Raw genomic sequence first — 19,953 nt, 5'->3', positions numbered from 1 at the left:
CCTATAAGGTAAAAAAGGAGATTGAATCATGGACACAACATTGGGCTACCTCCGTGAATCACTGTCGAATCACCTTGAACACGGCATAGGACAAAACATTTACAGAAAAATCGTTTCCGGGCGATATGCCAATGAGGAAGAGTTTGTCGAGCACTTGGAGGAGCGGGAAATGGAATTTCTGAATCAAGTGCTTGAACATGAGATGAAATATGCGCTGAATGAACAGGATCATAAACGAACAAGAGAATTAAACGAAGTGTATGAGCTGTTGTTTTGAAAGGCGGGCATGATCAATGGGTGCAATAGAGCGGAACGGATACACGTTTGAACCGGAATACAGCGTGACCAGACAAAACGGCGCCATCCATGTATACCGGCGCGGCCGGTTTGTCGAAGAGATTCCATTTGAGTTTCACGGGGAGTTTCCAGAGCATGATTTAATTGAAGAGCTTGTCAATCATTATTGTTATGAAAATAAAATATAAGGCTTGAAGAGGCTGCCGACCGGGCGGCTTTTATTTTTGGATATTATCTTCCAAGTTTTGTGGTAAAGTGGTTTTAAAGAAAGGGTGATGTTGATGTATAAAGGTATCGATCATGTGCAAATTGCTGCTCCTACAAACTGTGAAGACAAATGCAGGGCGTTTTTCTCAGGCTTATTGGGAATGCCGGAAATCCCAAAACCGGAAAACTTGAGAAAACGCGGCGGTGTATGGTTTCGGTGCGGCTCACATGAACTGCATGTCGGCGTACAGGAGCATTTTTCACCAGCGACAAAGGCGCATCCGGCGTTTGCTGTAGACAGTATCAGTGAGTTGAGGGAGAAATTAAACAAACATGAAATCGACATCAAGGAAGGCGAACCTTTGGAAGGGGCGGAACGTTTTTATATCCATTATCCGTTTGGCAACCGCTTGGAATTTTTAGAACGGCAGGATTAAAGCTGCCATTAGATATGACAGCTTTGTATGGCATGCATCGCTATTTTTTCTTTTCATCATAGTATTGAACAGGGTACATAGATCCTTCCGATACCATTTTGTTATCTTCAATATCATGCGGAGACGGATGGCCTGCTTTTTCAACCGGGAATGAATCTACGTTGTGTTTTTCCGAAAAGTAAGGGATCTTTTCTTTGACGCTTTGCAAGTACGATTTCAGTTTTTGTCTGTTTGTTTCGTCTTTAAGCATATATGCGGTGACTCCGGCAACAACGGCGAGACCTGAGATCAGATTCTTTTGCTTCATGGTCATAACCCCTTTCTGATTAGGTGTTTGCAGATGTTATTCCCATGATGGCATCCGTTTAAACCAACTGATTGAGCGCTTCGTCTATATTCGTGGTCGGCTGTCTGCAGGCGAAGTTTTCACAAATATAGACGGTCGTTTTGTCATCGACTGTTTTGTATTCGGCTGCGAAGTCGGCAATCCCTTTGAAATCGTCAGGCGATTCCGCGGCGAGGACGGCATAGTTCGGCTGGAAGGCCTGCTGCAAAGCGCTTACGATCTTCTGTCTGTCCGGGTCATGGCGCTTTCCGAGCACAACGATTTCTTTTTGTGGCATGACATGGCTCAGCAGACCTTGGAGAAAGTTTGTATGGCCGCTCGGATAAGCGGAGACATCTCCATGGAATGCAGAAAACATTTTTGCCGCTTGATCATGGAGCGACAAATCGCCAGTCAGTCTGCCCAACCGGGACAGCTGAACGGCCAGGACACCGTTTCCGGACGGGAGGGCGCCGTCGTATACTTCTTTATCCCGTACGATCAAAGCCTCGGCATCGCTTCCTGTAAAATAAAAACCGCCGTGCTCTTCATCCCAAAACAGCCCGGTCATGTCAGCTGCAAGTTTTTTGGCTTTTCGCAAATCGGTTAAATCAAGTGATGCTTCATACAATTCGATGTAGGCCCAAAGCAGGAAGGCGTAGTCATCGATAAATCCTTTATTCTTCACCTCGCCGTCACGGTAGCGAACCATGACGCGTCCGTCTTGAATCAATTTATTCTCGATGAACTCGACTGCGGCCCGCGCCATCTTCAAGTATTCGGGCACATTGTAGACTTTCGCCGCTTTGGCAAGACCCGCGATCATCAGAGCGTTCCAAGACGTCAGCACTTTATCGTCGACATGGGGATACGTTCTTTCCTGCCGCTTTTCAAAAAGTTTTATTCTCGCTTCTTCAAGCTTGTTCTGAAGCTCTTCATCTGTTAGCGCGAATTCATCCTTGATGTCTTCCAGCCTGGTGTAGATCAAGTTTGGGATATTGTGGCCTTCAAAATTTCCTTCTTGCGTGATGTTGTAAACGGCGCAATACAATTCGCCGAGTTCATCTCCAAGCGTTTCAAGGACTTCGTCTTTTGACCACACATAATATTTGCCTTCTACGCCTTCCGTGTCGGCATCAAGCGCTGAATAAAAAGCGCCTTTGTCATCGGTCATTTCGCGGCGGACAAATGTGATGATCTGCTCTGAAATCTGTTTATAACGGTCGTTTTTCGTGATTTGATAGGCTTCAGTATATGCGATCAGCAATAAAGCATTATCGTAAAGCATTTTTTCAAAGTGGGGAACGAGCCATTCGTTGTCTGTCGAATAGCGGGCGAACCCGTAGCCGATATGGTCGTAAATACCGCCATTCGCCATGCTGTCCAACGTTCTCGTCACGCTGTACAGTGCGTTCTCTTCGCCGCTGTATTGATGATAGCGAAGCAGAAATGCCAGCATATGGGGGAGCGGAAACTTCGGCGCGCTGCCGAAACCGCCGTACGCAGCATCAAAGCTGTTGATCAGCTGCTGATACGTCCGCCTCAACATGTCTTCGCCAAGCGAATCGCCGGCATCGCTTTTCGCTTTGATTCTCAGGTTGTTGGCCGCTTTTTCAGCAATATCTTCAACATGTTCCCGGTTTTTCGCGAAGGTATCGGAAAGCTGCTTCACCACCTCAACAAACCCCGGACGGTTAAAACGGCTCGTCTTCGGAAAATATGTACCCGCATAAAACGGCTTCTGATCAGGCGTTAAAAACACATTCAGCGGCCAGCCGCCCTGCCCCGTCATCATCTGGCAGATCGTCATATAAATCGAATCCACATCAGGCCGCTCCTCGCGGTCCACTTTAATAGAAACGAATTTCTCATTCAGAAGCTTCGCGACTTCTTCATCTTCGAAGCTTTCATGAGCCATGACGTGGCACCAATGACAAGTCGAATAGCCGATGCTGACCAGAACCGGCTTGTTTTCGCGTTTCGCTTTTTCGAATGCTTCTTCACCCCAAGGGAACCAGTCGACGGGGTTGTGGGCGTGTTGAAGTAAGTATGGTGACTTCTCATTGATTAATCTATTGGGTTTATTTTTAGAGGGCATGGGATCACCTTCTTTCGCTTATGGTAATTTCTTTGTTTTAACTTACCACACTTCAATAAAAAAATACTTGTAAAATAATCGGATTTTTCAATAAATGATTTGATTATACGTTCATTCGAACGTAACGCCTCATTCTGAGGCGAGTTAGTGAAGGACCCTCTCAAAAAATATTGTATTGACAGGGGTTCATCTTGAAAGTTTACAGAGAATGTTATCAATACTATAAGATTCTTCTTCAACTGGACATCGGGGAGAAAAGGACCTTTTGCAGCATCATGAATTAAAATGTTTTGTAGTTGTGAAAGTCAATTTTCCATGAAGTATCCAGCCCATAAGTGCAAAACGTTTAACCCTTCTATTTGATTCAGCGTTGTTCGAGCAAGTGTAATCCTGCTACCGGTCCGGTGCCTTCTTCTTTATCTGCTCCCCAACTGCTGAGAGAAACAACATTCTTAACTTTTGTTTGTGCCAGAGCAGCGATTAATGCATTAATAATGCGAGTCTGGTAAGCACGAAAATCAGTGCTCGTCACAATGTAATTAGGCTGAAGCATCACGTAGACAGCTTTCGCGCCGGTAAAAGCCTTCATTAGTCTTGTTGCATCTCCTGGTTCAGAGACAAACGGTTCAGCTCCTTTACGCACAAACGGCTGTAAGCGTTCCGGGTTTCTGCCAATTACTCTGATCGGCTTTCCTTTGTCTAATAAATAGTTTGCAACTGCACAGGCTGTTCGTCCAGTTGCCCCTGTAATCACGTACATAGCCTGCACCTCCGTTGTTTTGATACTATCATAAGAACTATGGTATAAAATAACAAGTAGGCACTTTTGTGACACGCAGTATCCATTTTGATACTAATCTGGGGAGGGAAGCAAAATATGCGCTTTGGCGAATTAAAAAGAGCTTTACCGCAAATTACGCAAAAAATATTAACAAAGCAGCTGAGGGAATTGGAAGAGGACGGTATAGTCAATCGATTTGTTCATCATCAAGTACCGCCTAAGGTAGAATACTCTCTTTCTGAAATGGGCAAAAGCCTTTTGCTGATTTTAAGCACTTTGTCTGAGTGGGGGGCTTTCTATGCGGAGCAGGCTGAATCTAATTATTAATCCCGCAAAAGAAATAGAGCCTCTAAGAGACTCTATTTCTATATTAATAAAAATTTCCAGAATAAGAATAACGATTGAGGTTCTCTTACAAAACTACAAGACTGTGGTTTATTTACTGAAAAAACGTAATACACGTTCATTTACATATTGAGGCTGTTCCATTGATAAAACGTGGCCTGCCTGTTTTATGATTTCCGCTTCAATACCAGGAACGAATGTTGAGGCGCGATGTAAGGCTGATTGAGGGTCATAGATGACTTCATGTTCACCCAGCAATAATAGAATAGGGACTTTTACTGATTTTAATTCGTCATCGGTGAAAACATACGGAAATCCGTCGGCGTTAGGCTTTGGCTGTCTTAATCCATCCTGCCACATTACGCCTGCATGAAACTGCTCTGCAAAAACCGGGTGTAACACATTACGGTCCGCCATCATCCACTTTAAGAAACTCTCTACTCCATCAGGCTCTGTGAGACTAATAGCGTTTTGATAGAAATCGTGATGAAAAGGCAAAAATGTTTCCGCTGGACTAAGGATAGCTGCGCTTTCTACCCTCTCCGGCGCACGTAAAATGAAATTCATGTTATGAAGGCCGCCAAGCGAAAGTCCAACCATATGCGACTTCTCGATCGCCAGAGCGTCAAACACATCAAGAAGCCAATCGGCGTAATCCGCTCTCGTACTGCATAAGTCTGCAGGGATGCTTTTGTTTTTATCACCTATGATATCGATTGCATATGTTCGGTATTTGCTGCTCCAATCCGCGATATTGGGATACCACATAGTGGAGCTGAATAATGCGCCATGAAGTAATACAAGCGGCGGGGCATCCTCGGGCCCGCTTGCAATAATATGCGTTTGGCCGAAACGGGTAGATACGTAAAAAGCATTGAAGTGAACGGGCCAAAGACCAAGGCTTTCATCATAAGCTTGAAAATAGCGAATGCCGCTGTCGCTTAGTTTTGGAATAATAGGTGAATGGTTAGTCATAAAATTTTTCCTCCCAATCCTGCTTAAAATGTCGTTTTAAAGAAGTTTTGTGTGTATAACAGGTTATAATAATAATATAATACAGATTTAATAATTAGTCAAAAAACCTATAAAGCATGGTTTCTTTTATTATAACAGTATTGGAATTTTGGTGTAACAGATTTGGCGTGCATTCCATTACCTTGTTTATTTTGAATAATATAGATATAAGCATTTCCCGTTGATTCGATGCGGAAAATATCCGGATGATTCGACAGTTTATTTATAATAATCCATTGCTTTTTGATTATTTCAAATTGACATATTGTATACGTTTGTATACAATAAGCGTCAAATATACAAAGTAAGGTGATGAATCATGAAACATAAGGAATTTAAGAGAGAAGGGAGCCATCGGGGCGGGCGTCATAAAGGGAAAGGCGAGCTGGAGCACCGCGGGCCGAAAACGTTCCGCCGCGGGCGGGCGATTGCTTTTTTGGACATGATGAATCTGAAGCGCTCAACCATTAAGCAGCAGCTGGAACAGCCGGAGTTTCAATCGATTCAGCCGATTTTAGTCGGTGAATTAAAAGCTATTGATATGGTCATCAATGAATTTAGTCAATTATTTGAAATACACGAAAGTGAAATGACGGAAAACAATGAGGAAACGCTTGAAAGTCATCATGAGAAGGGGGATGAACCGGAATGAAACAGGTGAATCGTTATATTGATGCCGTGTTTACTCGTGATGACGCTCTTTTGGAGGGAGTTCTATCGTCTATTCAAGAGAACGGGATGCCTTCGATCTCGGTGTCTCCCTCCGCCGGAAAGCTCCTGACGATGCTTGTATCGATTTCCGGAGCCAGGCGCGTTTTGGAAATCGGCGCACTTGGAGGCTATAGCGGGATTTGTCTTGCAAGAGGCTTTGGCGAAGAAGGAACACTGACGTCTCTTGAATTAAAAGAAAGCTACGCCGAGCTGGCACACAGCAATCTCTCTAAAGCGGGATTCGGCAACCAGGTATCGTATATGACAGGACCGGCTTTGGAAAGCCTTGAAACATTAGCCGGCAATCAAAAGCGATTCGATTTTTTCTTTATCGATGCAGACAAAGGAAATTATGAACATTACCTGGCGTATTGCATCAAATTGGCGGAACCGGGCGCTTTAATCGTTGCCGATAACGTACTTGCAGGCGGAAGTGTAGCAGGTCAGGGGACTGAACCGAGACGATATACGAAATTGATGAAGGCCTTCAATGAAACTGTCGCTAATCATCCTCAATTAGAATCCATTTTGATTCCGATCGGCGATGGGATGACCGTTTCAAGAGTGAAAACAGAATCGGTTTGCGACTGAGTTTGATTACTGTAATCTTGTTAAAGAGCAAATAATGGTGCTAAAACTGTATTTTAATAGAAGATTAAACTATCCAATCATATAGGAGTGGTCTTCCAGTAAGAAAATTGGTAGGACGTATAGCAAATGCTCAAAGCACAATCTTTTTTTCACTTCGCTTCTTCTCTTGAAGGATACCGCCAATAAGATCGTGGGTGTGTTAAGTATATCTTCGATAGGGTTGCTGTTGTCGCTGTATTATTATTTTTGGTCTGGGATTTAAAGGTCTTTGAACCCCATATTATTGGGGGGATTTTGAAGTACACAGTTTATGTGAATAGAATAATTTCTATGTTGAGAAGACATGTTGAAAGGTAAGTTATGTTAAAATGGGAAATACAGGTTTCCAATTTCATGTTTATTTTAAATATAAAACAAAATAAAATGTTTGATTTTCGGAAAGGCGAAATACAAAAAAGTGGGGGGAATATTATGAACTTACTTTTAAAACAAAATAATAAAGCATATTGCAGTAGTCGCTTCGAGAATCATCGTTTTAGCACTACTTAGTTTGAAAGATTTTTATTCGATTGAGGAATTAATAAATACCATATGGGCTCCAATTTTAATACAGTAGAGTAGCTAGTATAGGAATAAAAATAACGTTAAATTTGTTTGCTGGGATTACTTAAAATGTACAGGATAGAGGTTTTAATATGACGGCTTCTTTTAAAGGTTTTTTTAAGGACGTAAAACTAAAATGTTCTCGATGTGGAAAAGAAATAAATGAAAATGATGAGATGACTGTAGCTATTAGAATGCCGAATAAAAGGCGGATGCCTGTCGGTCCTTTAGATAGAGTGTTATCCAAATTTGCTCACGAAATTTTGTGTAACAAGTGTAAATAGGAAGATTTAATAGTTGTCGCAAGTCGGAAAATAAAAGAACATCATCTGGCTAGTTACTGATTGGGTGACTAGTTTTTTTAATGCCCGAAATGCCGACACAATTTAAAATCGGAATATGGATAAATTCAGTTCATAAAATGTTGAAGGGGACATGCCCTTAACAAATTGACAAAAGGTGCTTTTGTAGTAAAATTCAACTATTCATAAACGAAAGGAACCGCCGGGCTTGAATGCGGGGACAAATTTTAAATAAGAAGGTGTTGAGGTGGCGGGGTATTCTGATCATACGGTTGAGAGTTACATAGATTCTCCGGATCAATTAAAGAGATTGTACAAAAGAGTATTAATCATCGTGAGTCTGTCGCAGATTTTCGGCGGTGCGGGGCTGGCTGCCGGGATTACGGTAGGCGCCCTTTTAGCAAAGCAAATGCTTGGGACGGATGCGTTTTCAGGAGTTCCTTCTGCCTTATTTACTTTAGGATCAGCAGGAGCTGCTTTCGTCGTCGGAAGGATTTCTCAGCGTTACGGGCGCCGTACGGGTTTAACTGCCGGCTTTATGGTCGGCGGGATCGGCGCAATCGGGGTCGTTGTTGCGGCTGTGACCAACAGCATCTTATTGTTGTTCGTTTCCCTGCTTATTTACGGAGCAGGCACAGCGACTAACTTGCAGGCGCGCTATGCCGGCACTGACTTGGCTGATAAAAAGCAGCGGGCTAAAGCGATCAGCGTCACAATGGTGATGACAACATTTGGAGCAGTTGCGGGTCCCAATTTGGTGGATGTCATGGGGGAATTTGCTTCGATCATCGGCGTTCCATCACTTGCGGGGCCGTTTATTTTATCGGCGGCAGCTTTTATTCTGGCAGGGCTTGTGCTTTATATTTTGCTTCGGCCGGATCCGTTGGAGATTGCTAAAAAAATTGAAACGTATAGACAAGAAAATAAATTAGCAGACGAATCGAAGTCTGTCGGTGCTTCGGACGATCAAAAGGGGATTACAATTGGTGCCGTTGTTATGGTCCTTACTCAAATTGTGATGGTTGCGATTATGACCATGACGCCCGTTCATATGCAGCACCACGGACACAGCTTAGGAGATGTCGGGATCGTGATAGGTTTTCATATCGGTTCAATGTATCTTCCGTCACTTGTCACAGGGGTTCTTGTTGATAAAATTGGCCGGACAGCCATGAGCATCGCCTCAGGAGTGACCTTGCTGCTCGCTGGTGCAGTGGCGGCGCTGGCTCCCAGTGATTCGCTCGTTTTATTGATCGTTGCCCTTTCGCTGCTGGGATTGGGATGGAACTTTGGATTAATCAGCGGAACTGCTCAAATTATCGATTCGACTGAGCCTTCAACACGTGCGAAAGTGCAAGGAACGCTTGATGTTTTGATCGCATTGGCGGGAGCTTCCGGTGGGGCTCTTTCCGGAATGGTTGTCGCTCATTCAAGCTATGCCGCATTATCTTTGGCGGGAGGGCTGTTATCCTTGGCTTTGATTCCAGCCGTCATTTGGTCGCGAAGAAAAACAGACACTCAAAAAGGGTAGGAAAAGGCCTCATCTATACGGGGCCTATCGGAGAGAGCCGCCGGCCTTTCTTAATTTAAAAACGATGAAATCGGGGCACCTGAGATCTTCTTCAAATGAAGGATACTTTTTCAGCATCTCTTTTGACGGTCTTGGTTCCTCGATCGCTTCTAATTGGAAGCCGGTTTTGATGATCGTATTGATATAGCTTGTCAGCGTTCTGTGAAAAAGAAACATTTTCTCCTCACCGTCCAACGGCTGCTCATATGCGCCTTCGTAAAAATACCGATCAACGTTCCAATGGAGCTTTTGCCCGTCTTTGGTTCTCTCCCATCCGCTTTCCGGGGTGACGAAACAAGGGTGTAAAATTGAAAAAATAAAGCATCCTCCGTCTTTTAATAACCTGTGCATTTCTTGAAATGCTTTTTCATCATTTGCGAGGTCTTGGATGACCATATTCGATATGATGATATCAAAGCTTTGATCATCTAAAAAATGCAAGTCTTCACAATTGCCGTGCCGATAATGAATGTGTAATTCGTCAGGCGTTCTTTCCTTGGCGATCTCGAGCATTCTTGGCGAGTAGTCAACAGCCGTTACAACGGCTTCGCGGGAGGCCAGCATTCTGCTTAAATATCCTTCTCCGCACCCGGCATCCAGCACTTTTTGATTCTTCACCGTTTCAATGAGAGAAAAGATGACGGGGTTCAAAAAGACTTCTTTATGTATATCGCCTTGTTCAGTATGGGTGGCGGCATAGCTATCTGCAAACCGGTTCCATCTTTGAATCGCTTCTTCAGTGCCGGCGTTTTTTCTCATATTACTTCCTCCTTTTGACATGATCATAACACAATTCACATTTCATTTTAGCCAAGTGAAAGACATTCCTGTTGACAAATCAGCCTATATGTAATTATGATAGTTACATCAAGTGTAACGAAATTTGTTACAGATCAGATTAAAACATTCAGGAGGAATTCGAATATGAAAATGCTAGTAACGGGGGCAACCGGAAAATTAGGATCGAAAATTGTGGAAAAACTGCTGGAAACTGTACCGGCGGACCAGCTGGCGGTCAGCGTGCGCAATCCGGAAAAAGCGGAAGCGCTGCGGGCGCGCGGAGTCGATGTGCGCCAAGGGGATTTTGACCGCCCGGAAACATTGGAATCCGCATTTCGAGGCATTGACCGTCTGCTGATCATCTCTGCGGATGGAGACAATGAGACGAGAATCCGGCAGCACGGCAATGCGGTAGCTGCCGCAGAACGCGCGGGAGTTCGGTTTATCGCTTATACGAGCATTGCGAATGCCCGCGAAAGCAAAAACTTCCTTGCGCCGACTCACAAAGCAACTGAAGAAGCGATTTTGAAAACGGGGATTCCATACTCCTTCTTGCGCAATAACTGGTACTTGGAAAATGAAATGTCGAGTATTCAAGGTGTTTTGGCGGGAGCCCCTTGGGTGACATCAGCAGAGAATGGCAAGGTGGGCTGGGCGCTGCAGCAGGATTATGCGGATGCAGCGGCAGCGGTTCTGTCCGGCGGAGGCCACGAAAACACCGTTTACGAACTTTCAGGCGAATTATTAACCCAGGAAGAAATCGCTTCAGCCCTTGGAGAAGTATTGGGCAAAGAAGTTCCCGTTCAGCATGTTGACGATGCTGCCTATCGCGATATCATGAAAAATGCGGGTGTGCCGGATTTTCTGATTCCGATGGTTGTCGAAATCCAAAAAGGCATTCGTGAAGGCACACTTGAAGTCGAAAGCGATGATTTTGAAAAAGTGCTCGGCCGTCCGGTCACTCCAATTAAAGAAGGATTGGCCCAAATCGTTGCAAAAGTCTCAGAAGAGAAATAATGATCAATAGCATTCGAAAGAGTGATGAACAAAGTTACAGTGTTCATCACTCTTTTTTTAAAGATAGATAACTAAAAAACTCACCACAATCACCGCGCATACTTTATAGCCCAAGTTCCTTTTATTAAATAAGTAAAATATCGACTGGATTCCAGAGCTAATGATGAGGGCATAAAAAAAGTGATCAAATGTAAAGTGAAATCCGCGAAATATAAATTGCATGAAAAGGGCGATACCGGTCAGGTAAAACCAGCCGTGATCATCTAACATTTTTTTTAATTCGGATTTAGCTTCATTAGTGGAAGATATAGAAACAGATTCAGTCGACAGCTCCCTTTTTAAAGATAAAAAGCCGGCTGCGAGAACCGAGACACCTAAAATAAATAGAATAATTGCTTCGAACATCGAATACCTCCTTTTCTATTATCAAATAAAAATCTGTCGGGGCAAAACCGGAAAGCGGACGGCCATTTTTGATTAACAATCTTCACAAATATGCACCTGACCGTTATTTGATTTTCCTTTGCTGTATTACACTTATGACCACAAGCATAACAGTGCCGAGTAAGGCAATCGGAAGAAACCATCCGCCAAATCCGCTTCCCCAGTCGAAAGCGATTGACACGGATTCAATTAATATGAGAGAAAAAATAATTAAGCATGCATTTTTTAAGCGGTTGATCAACTTTCGACTATGCAGATAGAAGTGTTCGGCGTTTGTTTCATTCAGGCGCTTTGGATGGTTGTGAATCTCAGGGTGCTTTTCTAAGAACTGCATGAACAGAAGGATAAGTAATCCGATTCCCGGCAAAATGAAAAGTTCCCATTTTGACCCCCAGCGATCCACTTCACCGAGTGCGTTGTAGTGTGCGGGCACTTTTTCGGGGAGCGATCCCCAGACAGTGACCAAAAAGATGATCGATCCTAGGTAAAAGAAATAGCCAAATGCGTTCCAAACCCGTTCCCCTTTTGTTTTTTCAATTTTGATCTTAGAACCGTCGGCTCTGTTTGGCATATGTAACCCCTCCTTAGTTTTAAATACGATTTGACCTATGAAAAAGTTCGGGATTTTCGCCTGCTGGAATTGGGTATATTTGCGGTGAGTCCGGGCAATGTTAAGGGAATGTAAATCGTCAGCCGGCAATGTTAAGTTATTGTAAATTTTCGATTTGAATCGTTTACATAGGCTTTAATCTCCATCATAATCATAGTGTTTGGTTTGTAGATTTATGTCGAATTGGGGGGCAAGACTTTGGAAATAGATGTGCAGAAATTGCTTTTTGAATTCATTGGAGGTCTCGGGATCTTTCTTCTCGGTATTAAGTTTATGGGAGAAGGACTCCAAAAATCAGCTGGAGATAAGCTGAGAGACATTTTAGATCGTTTTACAAGCAACCCTCTAATGGGTGTTTTGGCTGGTATAATTGTCACGGTTTTAATTCAAAGCAGTTCCGGCACGACCGTTATCACTGTCGGTCTCGTCAGCGCCGGCTTTATGACCCTCCGCCAGGCGATCGGCGTCATTATGGGTGCGAACATCGGAACGACGGTCACGGCATTTATTATCGGCTTTGACGTTGGTGCATATGCGCTTCCGATCATCGCCATTGGTTCATTTTTACTGTTTTTCTTAAAGAGTAAAAAATTTCAGAACCTCGGACAAATTCTGTTTGGATTTGGTGCGCTTTTCTATGGTTTGGAATTAATGAGCAGCGGAATGAAGCCGCTCCGGACGGTTGAAGCTTTTCATGATTTAACAGTCAGCATGAGTGCGAACCCTGTTCTCGGTGTGCTTGTCGGCACGCTTTTCACAGTTCTCGTCCAAAGTTCAAGTGCAACCATCGGGATCCTGCAAGGGCTGTTTGCTGATTCATTAATAGATCTAAATGGCGCGCTGCCTGTATTATTCGGAGACAATATCGGTACGACAATTACCGCTGTACTGGCATCTCTTGGCGCCTCCGTTGCAGCCAGACGGGCTGCGGCCGTTCACGTATTGTTTAACCTGATTGGAACGGCAATCTTCCTGATTTTGCTGAAGCCGTTCACAGCTTTGATTTTAATGCTTCAATCCTCTATAGGACTGGACCCTAAGATGGTGATTGCGTTTGCCCACGGGATCTTTAATACGTCGAATACGCTGATTCAGCTTCCGTTTGTCGGCATATTGGCTTTGATTGTTACGAAGCTTATTCCGGGCAAAGATTCGGTTGTGGACTATAAAGCAACACATCTTGATCCGCTGTTCATTCAGCAGTCTCCTTCAATCGCGCTGGGACAGGCGAAAGAAGAAGTATTGCGTATGGGTGAATTTGCGGTAAAGGGACTTGAGGAAACAAAAGAGTTTTTTAATACAAAACAGGCAAAACATGCGCAAAGCGCTTTTCAAATAGAAGATGCGATTAACAATTTGGACAGGAAAATAACCGATTACTTGATCGAGCTGTCAGCCACTACGCTTTCTGAACAAGAATCTGAAGAACATCATATGTTAATGGACACAGTCAGAGACATTGAAAGAATCGGCGATCACTTTGAAAACTTGGTTGAGCTTGGTGAGTACCAGCAATCCAACAGGGTAAAAATCTCCGAAGCTGCAATGGCGGACTTAACAGAAATGCTTGACCTGACCATTTCCACCGTTAAGGAGTCCATCACAGCTCTTGGGGAAAATAACGAAGATGCCGCAAGACGTGTAGTCGAAAAAGAAAATCAAATCGATAAAATGGAACGCAAGCTTCGCAAAAAGCACATTCTTCGCTTAAACGACGGATTATGCAGCGGACAAGCCGGCGTGATCTTCGTCGATATCACCAGCAACCTGGAAAGGATCGGCGACCATGCCGTCAATATTGCAGAAGCTGTTTTAGGCGAAGAAAAGCATTAAAATCCGGGAGTCATTCCCGGTTTTTTTGTTTTGTAGGTCTTTTTTATCGCGTCGTGACATATTTACTAAATTGTGTGTGAAAAGGAAGAACATTCTTCTTCTGGTGACCTAAATCAAGTATAATAGTTTTATTCTTTAGGAGGTATTAAGATGCAGAAACACAGAAGAAGAAACACAACGGCCTTTACGGTTATGTCATATTTCACATTTTTTGCGGGGGTCTTTTTGTTCGGTATCGGCCTTTACAATGCGGACAACCTGCAGCTCAATGAAAAAGGCTATTACATAGCGGTGATGATTTTAGTGGCGGTCGGCGCGATTTTGACGCAGAAAGTGACGAGAGACAACGCCGAGGACAATGAAATCATTGCGGAGCAGGAGAGAAGACAGAATTTGTCTAGTGGTGAGTAAGCAGAAAAAAGGCATCTTTAAGGATGCCTTTTTGTTATGTTCAGAAAGAGCGGTTTGAAGTATCCAAGTTTTTCTGGACGTTTTTATAGTTTTGTTTTAAAACAAAATCAATCATGCTTACGATTCGGGCATTTTCTGATCTTTTGGCGAAGTGCTTAATCTGTTGTAAAACACCTTTTCGGGCCATGACGAAAAACCTGATTAGCGTGAAGGTGGATAGCAAAAACAAAACGGCCAGCAGGTAAAGGAGAATGCCGGGTGTATGGATATATGGTATTGTATCGGAAGCGACAGTTGTTAAAAATGCAGCAATCAGACTGCTGGTAAAAGCCCATTTAATAAAATAAATTAATGTAAAAGTTGGATTCGAAAAATAAACTCTCAGTCTGCTTAAAAGGGAAACATCCTGTTTGGCAAGATAAGCGAGCAGCTCTTCATCATTTTCACTGCCGTAGGACATAACAATATCAGCGGCTTCTTTCGTTTTGTGCAGCATTTGTTTATCTTTTTTCATATCAATTGCCTCGCTTTGTTTGGATCAATTTCTGTATTCAGTCATGTTTTAGTGTGTTTTGGTATTTTTGTTCCAAAACAAAATCAATCATCCTATTTATTTTTGCGAATCCGGATTTATGCTCGAAATGCTGGGGAAGCTGAACGGGTTTTCTTCCCCATTTGAGTATCTGAAAATAAAACCAAAGGGCACAGCCAATCGTAAACAGAATGAATAATAGAGGTATAATCGGCAGACTGGGAAAGAAATCTTTTGTCTTGATTAAGAACAGAACATTTAATATCATGGCAGACACGCTGCAGGATAAGCCGATTTTCATAAACAAACTGGACGGGAATCCGGGATCAGAGCAGTAGACTTTCAATTGGTTAAGAGAAAGAGAATCTTGGTTTGAAAGAAAATGCAGAAGTTTGTCGTCACTTTTAAAAAGCTTAATCGTATCCATCATATTTTGTGCTTTTTGGAATGCTTCTTTGTCTTTTTTCATATGATCATCCCCTCACAAGTGTTGCTGCAAGCAGCAATTGTGCTTCTTTCTATAGAGCTTTACGAACAAAAAAATCTCCTAATCGGAGATATGATGTACCTTGTATTTTAGTTTAAATGTTATTGCAGTAAAAAGTCCAGTTGAGTATTGGTTGTTAGTGAAATATTATGACTGTAGAAGAGCATCGAATCGTGCCTTTATTTTATCTCAACAGCCCCAAGCTTCCTGTCAGCCGCGTAATTTTCTTCTTATCGCCGCAAACGCCGATTCCAAAATAGCGGTAATCGGAAGCTGCGGTGCTTTGAAATGTCTCAATATATGCTTCATATGTATGAATGCCTTGCGCGACATCGGTGAAATCGACCGTCAGAATATCGTTGAATTCGTCGGTCAACAGCTTTTGTCTTAATTGATGAAGCAGCTCGGCATTGCCTTTTAAAATGGGGATTGGAAGTTTGACGATACCCAAATGGTCGATTCCCGAGCCGTCTGTTACATTTTCTCCGATCAGGCCGGGTTTGTTTTTGCCGAGTGCCGCCCCCAGGATTGCAGCTGTATTGGCGATTAGCCCGAGCGACAGGCTTTCATCGATGATCAATGTGCATTTTGTCTCTTCTATCAAATTTGTTCCTCCTTCAGCTGCGGTTTTGGTTTTGTTTCAGAAATATAAAGCCCGGCCAATGTTAGCGCTCCTCCGCAAAAAGCAACCCATGTCAATTTTTCTTGCAGAATGACGACCGATGCCGCAATGGTGATGACGGGTACCATATAGATATAAGCGCTCGTTTTTACCGCCCCAAGCACACCGACCGACCAGTTCCATGTCACAAAGCAAAGCGCAGATGCACCTGCGCCTAAGAACAGGATGTTCAACCAATTGACGGGGGAGGCAAAAGGGCTTGCGTCGAAGCGGAAATCAAACAGGAACAGAGCCGGAACCATGAATAGCAAGCCGTACAGAAAGATCCGCTGTGTACATTGGATTGTATGGTAACCAAATGTGCTGATTTTTTTCATTAAAATGGCATATGCCGCCCAGACGAATGCGGAGGCAGCGGCAAGAATGTCGCCGAGCGGATTCAGCTTGAGCATCATTTGTCCGTTAAAGAAAATGAGCGCAAGTCCTGTAAAAGCGGCGGCGAATCCAATGAAGAAGCGGGGAACCAGCTTTTCGCCCGAAAGGAAAAAATGCGCCAATACCGCGGTGATCATCGGAATAACCGCGACGATCATGCCGGCGTTTGAGGCGTAGGTAAGAGTAAGCGCGATGTTTTCCAACAGAAAATAAAGCGTCACCCCGCATAAACCTGCTCCCGCAAACAGCGCTTCCTGTCTCCAGCTCCGGAATGTCGGCACATGCGGATGCACCATGATCAGCACAATCACCCCGATGAGAAACCGGTAAAACAATATATCTACGGGCGCAAAATCCTCAAGCAGCACCTTTGTCGAGACAAAAGTGGTACCCCAGATGATGATCGTGATGACAGCTGCGAGGTGTCCGGCGGTTTCGCGTCTTGTCTTCATCCTTTGATCTCCTGCCTGTCATATTCAAAGATTTTCATATATTGTTTCGGCGTCAGCCCGACCTGCCGCTTGAAAAATTTCGTCATATGGCTCTGATCGCTGAAGCCTGTTTGGAAAGCGGCATCGATTGGTTTTACGCCTTCTTCCAACAGCTTTTTCGCATGATTGATACGGACGGTTTCCAAGTAGCTGTAGGGGGAAATTCCTTTCTGCTTCGTAAACGACCGCAGGAGGTGATACTTGCTCCAGCCTGTCAGCTTGCTTAAATGTTCAAGCGTAATGTTCTCTTGGTAATGGGATTCTAAATAACCGCACACCGCTTTGACTTCGTCGGACGGTTCAGGTGCATTTTCAAGAAACGTGACATCAGAATACGTACGAATCAACTCTTCGAGAAGGTTGAGAAAAAGCTCCTCTTTTTTCAAGGCTTTTTCTTTCTGCAATATTTGAATGTGAAGCTCCTTCAAGCTGGCGTTCAACTCATGACGGAACAAGACATTTTCAGTGAGATATGGGAGGCTGTCGGTCCCGGTGATCTCCTTCACACATCTTCTCATAACGTCAGGCATCACATTTATGCAGCGATAATCGAGCGCTTTTCCGTCAATCTGTTCGCAACTGTGCGTGTCATAAGGATTGAAAAGCACGAGATCGCCCTGATTAATGATGTATTCTTCTCCCTTGCAAAGCAAATAGCGCTGCCCCTTCTCAATAAAACCAATCACAAAATACTCGTGAAAGTGATTTGGAAACTTCTGCATAATGCCTTTAAAACGGTAGGCTTCAACATTCAGATCAGGGTCGAGGAAAAGCGTGCGGGTTTCATTTCGCATAGCGGGCCTCCTTGGTGTGATGATGTTCAAGTTTATCATGTTTTTGGGAGATTTCTTGTATGATGTTGCTTAATGAAAAAAAGAGGTACTCAAAGTGAAAAAGAAATGGATTGCATCAATTATCTTCACGATGGTGCTGGGCATCGGCATCACGATTTACTGTCTGTTTTTTGAACAGAACAAGCTGAGCGGAGTGACTTCAAACGGGGAATGGGAGGTCTCGTATTCTAAAGAAAGGGAAGATCAATATTGGAATGGCTTTGTTTCGAAGAAAACGAGTGAAGATACGGAGTTAAAGAGAGTCGTATTTTTTGTGAATGGAAAAGAGATGGTTCATTACGAACAGGATGAACAAGAGAAAGGCGCCGCCCATTCTGGTTCAGTCAATGTTGTCTGGTTAGGTGATGCCCCAGAAAAAAATGAGCAATTTGAAGCTGTCGTTGAATGGAATCAGAATGGTGAACACTATAAGGAGAGGGTTAAACTGACAGAAACTAATCAGAAGTGAACCATTGTAACTTTTAGTGTAATATTACACTAAAACAACATCGGAGGTTCCTCCATGGATAAAGAATACATAACCGAACTCATTTCATCCAAGTTAAGATTAATCCGTGTAGAAAGCGGCTATACGCAGGAGAAAATGGCGAACGTGCTCGGGATGTCGAAGAAAACGCTCGTGCAAATTGAAAAGGGCAGGTCGGCAGCGGGATGGGCGCATGTTGTCGCGGTATACGCGCTTTTTCGGAACAGTGAAGTGCTGCAGGCCGTGCTCGGGGATGAGCCCCTCGAGATGGTGGAGACTGTCGCTCACCGAAGCATCGACAGACCAAAAGGGAAGACGCTTGGCGGAAAAGTGTGGTGGCGGGACATTGAGAAAAAAGGAGAGTTTCGCCTTCAGCAAAACTTGATTTCTCACCATTACCGCATTTTGGATTCGTATGACGACCTATGGTTCAGCACGTTTGAAAAACAGGATGCTGTTGCGCGTTTGGACGAGCTGTTAAATGAACAGGACAGGGTGGAATGAAGAAAAAGTTAAGCCTTCTGCATTTGCTGGTCTTCATTCCTTCAAGACAAGACACAGTGAAAAACACTGCGTGTCTCCCCTGCGGAATCGGACGTGAGAACAGTTTTCCACCCGCCTTATTCTCACTCCAGCACATCATCAAGCAGCTTCCACATCAGCTCCCGTCGGTTTCCTGCGCCGGTCTTCAAAAAAATCGATTTCAAGTGGTCTTGAACGGTGTAAGCCGATATATGCAATTCGTCTCCGATGGCTTTTGTTGAAAGTCCGCGGATGACCCGGTAAGCGATGTCTTTTTCCCGGTCGGACAGGCTGTAGGCTTCTGCTATCAGCGGAATGGTTTCTGCGGGTGAAGCAGGCTCGAATGAAACGGCGATCTGGCCTGACGGGCCAAAGCCGTCTAAACGGCTCGCTTTAATGGATAGGGCGGAATAGCCTGGAATCGAGATGATCGTTTTTGCCGGGGCAGCAGTTTTAGCCGCTGCGCGCGTACAGACGGCCCGGACGGGTCTCGGCACGGCTTCGCTGCCGATTCTTTCCCAGCCGCGTAAGATGTTCAGCCAATGGAGGGCTGCTCGGTTGCATGACAAGGGCTGCAGATCTTCCGACAAAATCAGAATGCCTCCGACATGTTTCATGTGAAACACGTCTTTTTTTGGCAGATGGTGTCTGAATTGCTGAAGATGCCGGCCGATAAGCGGTGCGAGAGAAGCGAGCAGGCTCTTATCCTTTTCTGTAAACAGCGGCTGTCCACTTTCCCTCAACAGTGTGAGGTATCCCCAGCATTCCCCCTTGCTGAGCAGAACGGCGCGCAATTCATCTCCAAAGCCTGCCGGCTCCAGAATATTGCGGTAGCGTTTGCTTTGCCGGAGGTCTCCTTTGACCGTTTCGCTTAATATAGCCGCTGTCTGCCGTGTCTGAATTAAGGCTACGAATCGATTCGCATCCTCATCCGCGTACTCAAGCTCGAATAATTGTGGATGGATTGCTTCAATTTGATCGTCTGTGACGGCTCCGATGGACAGCAGGGTCTTGGGGTCTACAGCCGTGCAGCATGCTGCATCAAACGGAATCGCCTGTTTTAATGCAGACAGCATGGCTTCGATATATTGGGGTGAAGAACGGGATGTGCGCTGCAGTTCGTTCAATATGTCTTTTAACGGCCGGTTCATGTCGGTCCTCCTCTTTA

25 protein-coding genes are annotated in these 19,953 nt (G+C 44.2%); 12 read left to right on the top strand and 13 right to left on the bottom strand.

Going from position 1 to position 19,953, the window contains the following annotated elements; genetic code table 11:
- Positions 1–28 precede the first annotated feature (28 nt).
- The 3 genes from H2R00_RS13885 to H2R00_RS13875 all read left to right on the top strand — a co-directional run bounded on the left by H2R00_RS13885 (position 29) and on the right by H2R00_RS13875 (position 941).
- On the top strand, positions 29–277 hold the full coding sequence (locus tag H2R00_RS13885; protein ID WP_003178498.1) for a sigma-G-dependent sporulation-specific acid-soluble spore protein CsgA: 249 nt from the start codon (positions 29–31) through the stop codon (positions 275–277).
- 16 nt (positions 278–293) lie between these two features.
- Positions 294–485, top strand: coding sequence for a YbxH family protein (locus H2R00_RS13880; RefSeq protein WP_003178500.1), 192 nt, complete (start codon positions 294–296; stop codon positions 483–485).
- 87 nt (positions 486–572) lie between these two features.
- Positions 573–941 (top strand): VOC family protein, encoded by a 369-nt coding sequence (locus H2R00_RS13875; protein WP_182069511.1) that lies wholly within the window; start codon positions 573–575, stop codon positions 939–941.
- Positions 942–981: 40 nt separating this feature from the next.
- Here H2R00_RS13875 and H2R00_RS13870 read toward each other — a convergent pair whose 3' ends face one another.
- From H2R00_RS13870 to H2R00_RS21095, 3 genes are all read right to left on the bottom strand, one after another.
- Entirely contained in the window at positions 982–1,248 is a 267-nt protein-coding gene (locus tag H2R00_RS13870) for a YbyB family protein (RefSeq protein WP_075753565.1), read from the bottom strand.
- A 58-nt stretch (positions 1,249–1,306) separates the two neighbouring features.
- Entirely contained in the window at positions 1,307–3,364 is a 2,058-nt protein-coding gene (locus tag H2R00_RS13865; protein ID WP_182069509.1) for a thioredoxin domain-containing protein, read from the bottom strand.
- Between the two features lie 364 nt (positions 3,365–3,728).
- Entirely contained in the window at positions 3,729–4,124 is a 396-nt protein-coding gene (locus tag H2R00_RS21095) for an NAD(P)H-binding protein (protein ID WP_220462691.1), read from the bottom strand.
- A gap of 117 nt (positions 4,125–4,241) precedes the next feature.
- On the opposite strand from H2R00_RS21095, the gene H2R00_RS13855 reads away from it, so the two are divergent.
- Positions 4,242–4,472: a winged helix-turn-helix transcriptional regulator gene (locus H2R00_RS13855; RefSeq protein ID WP_280527934.1), complete on the top strand. Its 231-nt coding sequence runs from the start codon at positions 4,242–4,244 to the stop codon at positions 4,470–4,472.
- Positions 4,473–4,580: 108 nt separating this feature from the next.
- On the opposite strand, the gene H2R00_RS13850 is transcribed toward H2R00_RS13855, so the two are convergent.
- Positions 4,581–5,465 (bottom strand): carboxylesterase, encoded by an 885-nt coding sequence (locus H2R00_RS13850; protein ID WP_182069507.1) that lies wholly within the window; start codon positions 5,463–5,465, stop codon positions 4,581–4,583.
- Positions 5,466–5,823: 358 nt separating this feature from the next.
- Here H2R00_RS13850 and H2R00_RS13845 point away from each other — a divergent pair, with 358 nt between their 5' ends.
- The 3 genes from H2R00_RS13845 (at position 5,824) to H2R00_RS13835 (ending at position 9,242) form a co-directional block, all read left to right on the top strand.
- Positions 5,824–6,156, top strand: a complete 333-nt coding sequence (locus tag H2R00_RS13845; RefSeq protein WP_154999361.1) for a hypothetical protein — start codon at positions 5,824–5,826, stop codon at positions 6,154–6,156.
- Positions 6,153–6,806, top strand: coding sequence for an O-methyltransferase (locus tag H2R00_RS13840; RefSeq protein ID WP_182069505.1), 654 nt, complete (start codon positions 6,153–6,155; stop codon positions 6,804–6,806). Before H2R00_RS13845 ends, H2R00_RS13840 begins: the two co-directional genes overlap by 4 nt.
- Before the next feature lie 1,152 nt (positions 6,807–7,958).
- Positions 7,959–9,242 (top strand): MFS transporter, encoded by a 1,284-nt coding sequence (locus tag H2R00_RS13835; RefSeq protein ID WP_182069503.1) that lies wholly within the window; start codon positions 7,959–7,961, stop codon positions 9,240–9,242.
- Positions 9,243–9,266: 24 nt separating this feature from the next.
- Here H2R00_RS13835 and H2R00_RS13830 read toward each other — a convergent pair whose 3' ends face one another.
- Positions 9,267–10,040, bottom strand: a complete 774-nt coding sequence (locus H2R00_RS13830; RefSeq protein ID WP_182069501.1) for a class I SAM-dependent methyltransferase — start codon at positions 10,038–10,040, stop codon at positions 9,267–9,269.
- 165 nt (positions 10,041–10,205) lie between these two features.
- Here H2R00_RS13830 and H2R00_RS13825 point away from each other — a divergent pair, with 165 nt between their 5' ends.
- The gene (locus tag H2R00_RS13825; protein WP_182069500.1) at positions 10,206–11,078 is read left to right on the top strand and encodes an SDR family oxidoreductase; all 873 of its coding nucleotides are present in this window, start codon (positions 10,206–10,208) and stop codon (positions 11,076–11,078) included.
- A 57-nt stretch (positions 11,079–11,135) separates the two neighbouring features.
- On the opposite strand, the gene H2R00_RS13820 is transcribed toward H2R00_RS13825, so the two are convergent.
- Both H2R00_RS13820 and H2R00_RS13815 read right to left on the bottom strand, forming a co-directional pair.
- On the bottom strand, positions 11,136–11,483 hold the full coding sequence (locus H2R00_RS13820) for a hypothetical protein (RefSeq protein WP_154999367.1): 348 nt from the start codon (positions 11,481–11,483) through the stop codon (positions 11,136–11,138).
- 103 nt (positions 11,484–11,586) lie between these two features.
- Entirely contained in the window at positions 11,587–12,093 is a 507-nt protein-coding gene (locus tag H2R00_RS13815) for an SdpI family protein (protein WP_182069499.1), read from the bottom strand.
- Positions 12,094–12,330: 237 nt separating this feature from the next.
- On the opposite strand from H2R00_RS13815, the gene H2R00_RS13810 reads away from it, so the two are divergent.
- Positions 12,331–13,965 carry a Na/Pi cotransporter family protein gene (locus H2R00_RS13810; protein WP_154999369.1) on the top strand — a complete coding sequence of 545 codons (1,635 nt, stop codon included), beginning with the start codon at positions 12,331–12,333 and terminating at the stop codon, positions 13,963–13,965.
- Between the two features lie 150 nt (positions 13,966–14,115).
- A complete protein-coding gene (locus H2R00_RS13805) occupies positions 14,116–14,376 on the top strand; it encodes a YiaA/YiaB family inner membrane protein (protein ID WP_020449960.1) in 261 nt (86 codons plus the stop codon).
- Between the two features lie 40 nt (positions 14,377–14,416).
- Here H2R00_RS13805 and H2R00_RS13800 read toward each other — a convergent pair whose 3' ends face one another.
- From H2R00_RS13800 to H2R00_RS13780, 5 genes are all read right to left on the bottom strand, one after another.
- Positions 14,417–14,890 carry a hypothetical protein gene (locus H2R00_RS13800; RefSeq protein ID WP_154999370.1) on the bottom strand — a complete coding sequence of 158 codons (474 nt, stop codon included), beginning with the start codon at positions 14,888–14,890 and terminating at the stop codon, positions 14,417–14,419.
- Positions 14,891–14,927: 37 nt separating this feature from the next.
- Positions 14,928–15,377: a hypothetical protein gene (locus H2R00_RS13795; RefSeq protein ID WP_154999371.1), complete on the bottom strand. Its 450-nt coding sequence runs from the start codon at positions 15,375–15,377 to the stop codon at positions 14,928–14,930.
- A 202-nt stretch (positions 15,378–15,579) separates the two neighbouring features.
- Positions 15,580–15,999, bottom strand: coding sequence for a DUF2000 domain-containing protein (locus H2R00_RS13790; protein ID WP_154999372.1), 420 nt, complete (start codon positions 15,997–15,999; stop codon positions 15,580–15,582).
- A complete protein-coding gene (locus H2R00_RS13785) occupies positions 15,996–16,904 on the bottom strand; it encodes a DMT family transporter (RefSeq protein ID WP_182069498.1) in 909 nt (302 codons plus the stop codon). Before H2R00_RS13785 ends, H2R00_RS13790 begins: the two co-directional genes overlap by 4 nt.
- Positions 16,901–17,737, bottom strand: coding sequence for an AraC family ligand binding domain-containing protein (locus H2R00_RS13780; protein ID WP_182069497.1), 837 nt, complete (start codon positions 17,735–17,737; stop codon positions 16,901–16,903). Before H2R00_RS13780 ends, H2R00_RS13785 begins: the two co-directional genes overlap by 4 nt.
- 94 nt (positions 17,738–17,831) lie before the next feature.
- Here H2R00_RS13780 and H2R00_RS13775 point away from each other — a divergent pair, with 94 nt between their 5' ends.
- Positions 17,832–18,245, top strand: coding sequence for a hypothetical protein (locus tag H2R00_RS13775; protein ID WP_182069496.1), 414 nt, complete (start codon positions 17,832–17,834; stop codon positions 18,243–18,245).
- 54 nt (positions 18,246–18,299) lie between these two features.
- Positions 18,300–18,767, top strand: a complete 468-nt coding sequence (locus tag H2R00_RS13770) for a helix-turn-helix domain-containing protein (protein WP_182069495.1) — start codon at positions 18,300–18,302, stop codon at positions 18,765–18,767.
- A 122-nt stretch (positions 18,768–18,889) separates the two neighbouring features.
- On the opposite strand, the gene H2R00_RS21285 is transcribed toward H2R00_RS13770, so the two are convergent.
- Positions 18,890–19,936 (bottom strand): helix-turn-helix transcriptional regulator, encoded by a 1,047-nt coding sequence (locus H2R00_RS21285; RefSeq protein ID WP_244958240.1) that lies wholly within the window; start codon positions 19,934–19,936, stop codon positions 18,890–18,892.
- Positions 19,937–19,953: the final 17 nt, after the last annotated feature.

Origin of the sequence: Bacillus haynesii, from assembly GCF_014042035.1 — a bacterium.
In the GTDB taxonomy this organism is placed as follows: Bacteria; Bacillota; Bacilli; order Bacillales; family Bacillaceae; genus Bacillus; species Bacillus haynesii.
Note: the sequence above shows the minus strand (reverse complement) of the source record. Positions and strands in the feature narration are given on the sequence as shown.

Bases quoted from the DNA above. Each gene is read 5' to 3' on its own strand.
- H2R00_RS13885 (WP_003178498.1), top strand. From the start codon at position 29: ATGGACACAACATTGGGCTACCTCCGTGAATCACTGTCGAATCACCTT.
- H2R00_RS13880 (WP_003178500.1), top strand. From the start codon at position 294: ATGGGTGCAATAGAGCGGAACGGATACACGTTTGAACCGGAATACAGC.
- H2R00_RS13875 (WP_182069511.1), top strand. From the start codon at position 573: ATGTTGATGTATAAAGGTATCGATCATGTGCAAATTGCTGCTCCTACA.
- H2R00_RS13870 (WP_075753565.1), bottom strand. From the start codon at position 1,248: ATGAAGCAAAAGAATCTGATCTCAGGTCTCGCCGTTGTTGCCGGAGTC.
- H2R00_RS13865 (WP_182069509.1), bottom strand. From the start codon at position 3,364: ATGCCCTCTAAAAATAAACCCAATAGATTAATCAATGAGAAGTCACCA.
- H2R00_RS21095 (WP_220462691.1), bottom strand. From the start codon at position 4,124: ATGTACGTGATTACAGGGGCAACTGGACGAACAGCCTGTGCAGTTGCA.
- H2R00_RS13855 (WP_280527934.1), top strand. From the start codon at position 4,242: ATGCGCTTTGGCGAATTAAAAAGAGCTTTACCGCAAATTACGCAAAAA.
- H2R00_RS13850 (WP_182069507.1), bottom strand. From the start codon at position 5,465: ATGACTAACCATTCACCTATTATTCCAAAACTAAGCGACAGCGGCATT.
- H2R00_RS13845 (WP_154999361.1), top strand. From the start codon at position 5,824: ATGAAACATAAGGAATTTAAGAGAGAAGGGAGCCATCGGGGCGGGCGT.
- H2R00_RS13840 (WP_182069505.1), top strand. From the start codon at position 6,153: ATGAAACAGGTGAATCGTTATATTGATGCCGTGTTTACTCGTGATGAC.
- H2R00_RS13830 (WP_182069501.1), bottom strand. From the start codon at position 10,040: ATGAGAAAAAACGCCGGCACTGAAGAAGCGATTCAAAGATGGAACCGG.
- H2R00_RS13825 (WP_182069500.1), top strand. From the start codon at position 10,206: ATGAAAATGCTAGTAACGGGGGCAACCGGAAAATTAGGATCGAAAATT.
- H2R00_RS13820 (WP_154999367.1), bottom strand. From the start codon at position 11,483: ATGTTCGAAGCAATTATTCTATTTATTTTAGGTGTCTCGGTTCTCGCA.
- H2R00_RS13815 (WP_182069499.1), bottom strand. From the start codon at position 12,093: ATGCCAAACAGAGCCGACGGTTCTAAGATCAAAATTGAAAAAACAAAA.
- H2R00_RS13805 (WP_020449960.1), top strand. From the start codon at position 14,116: ATGCAGAAACACAGAAGAAGAAACACAACGGCCTTTACGGTTATGTCA.
- H2R00_RS13800 (WP_154999370.1), bottom strand. From the start codon at position 14,890: ATGAAAAAAGATAAACAAATGCTGCACAAAACGAAAGAAGCCGCTGAT.
- H2R00_RS13795 (WP_154999371.1), bottom strand. From the start codon at position 15,377: ATGAAAAAAGACAAAGAAGCATTCCAAAAAGCACAAAATATGATGGAT.
- H2R00_RS13785 (WP_182069498.1), bottom strand. From the start codon at position 16,904: ATGAAGACAAGACGCGAAACCGCCGGACACCTCGCAGCTGTCATCACG.
- H2R00_RS13780 (WP_182069497.1), bottom strand. From the start codon at position 17,737: ATGCGAAATGAAACCCGCACGCTTTTCCTCGACCCTGATCTGAATGTT.
- H2R00_RS13770 (WP_182069495.1), top strand. From the start codon at position 18,300: ATGGATAAAGAATACATAACCGAACTCATTTCATCCAAGTTAAGATTA.
- H2R00_RS21285 (WP_244958240.1), bottom strand. From the start codon at position 19,936: ATGAACCGGCCGTTAAAAGACATATTGAACGAACTGCAGCGCACATCC.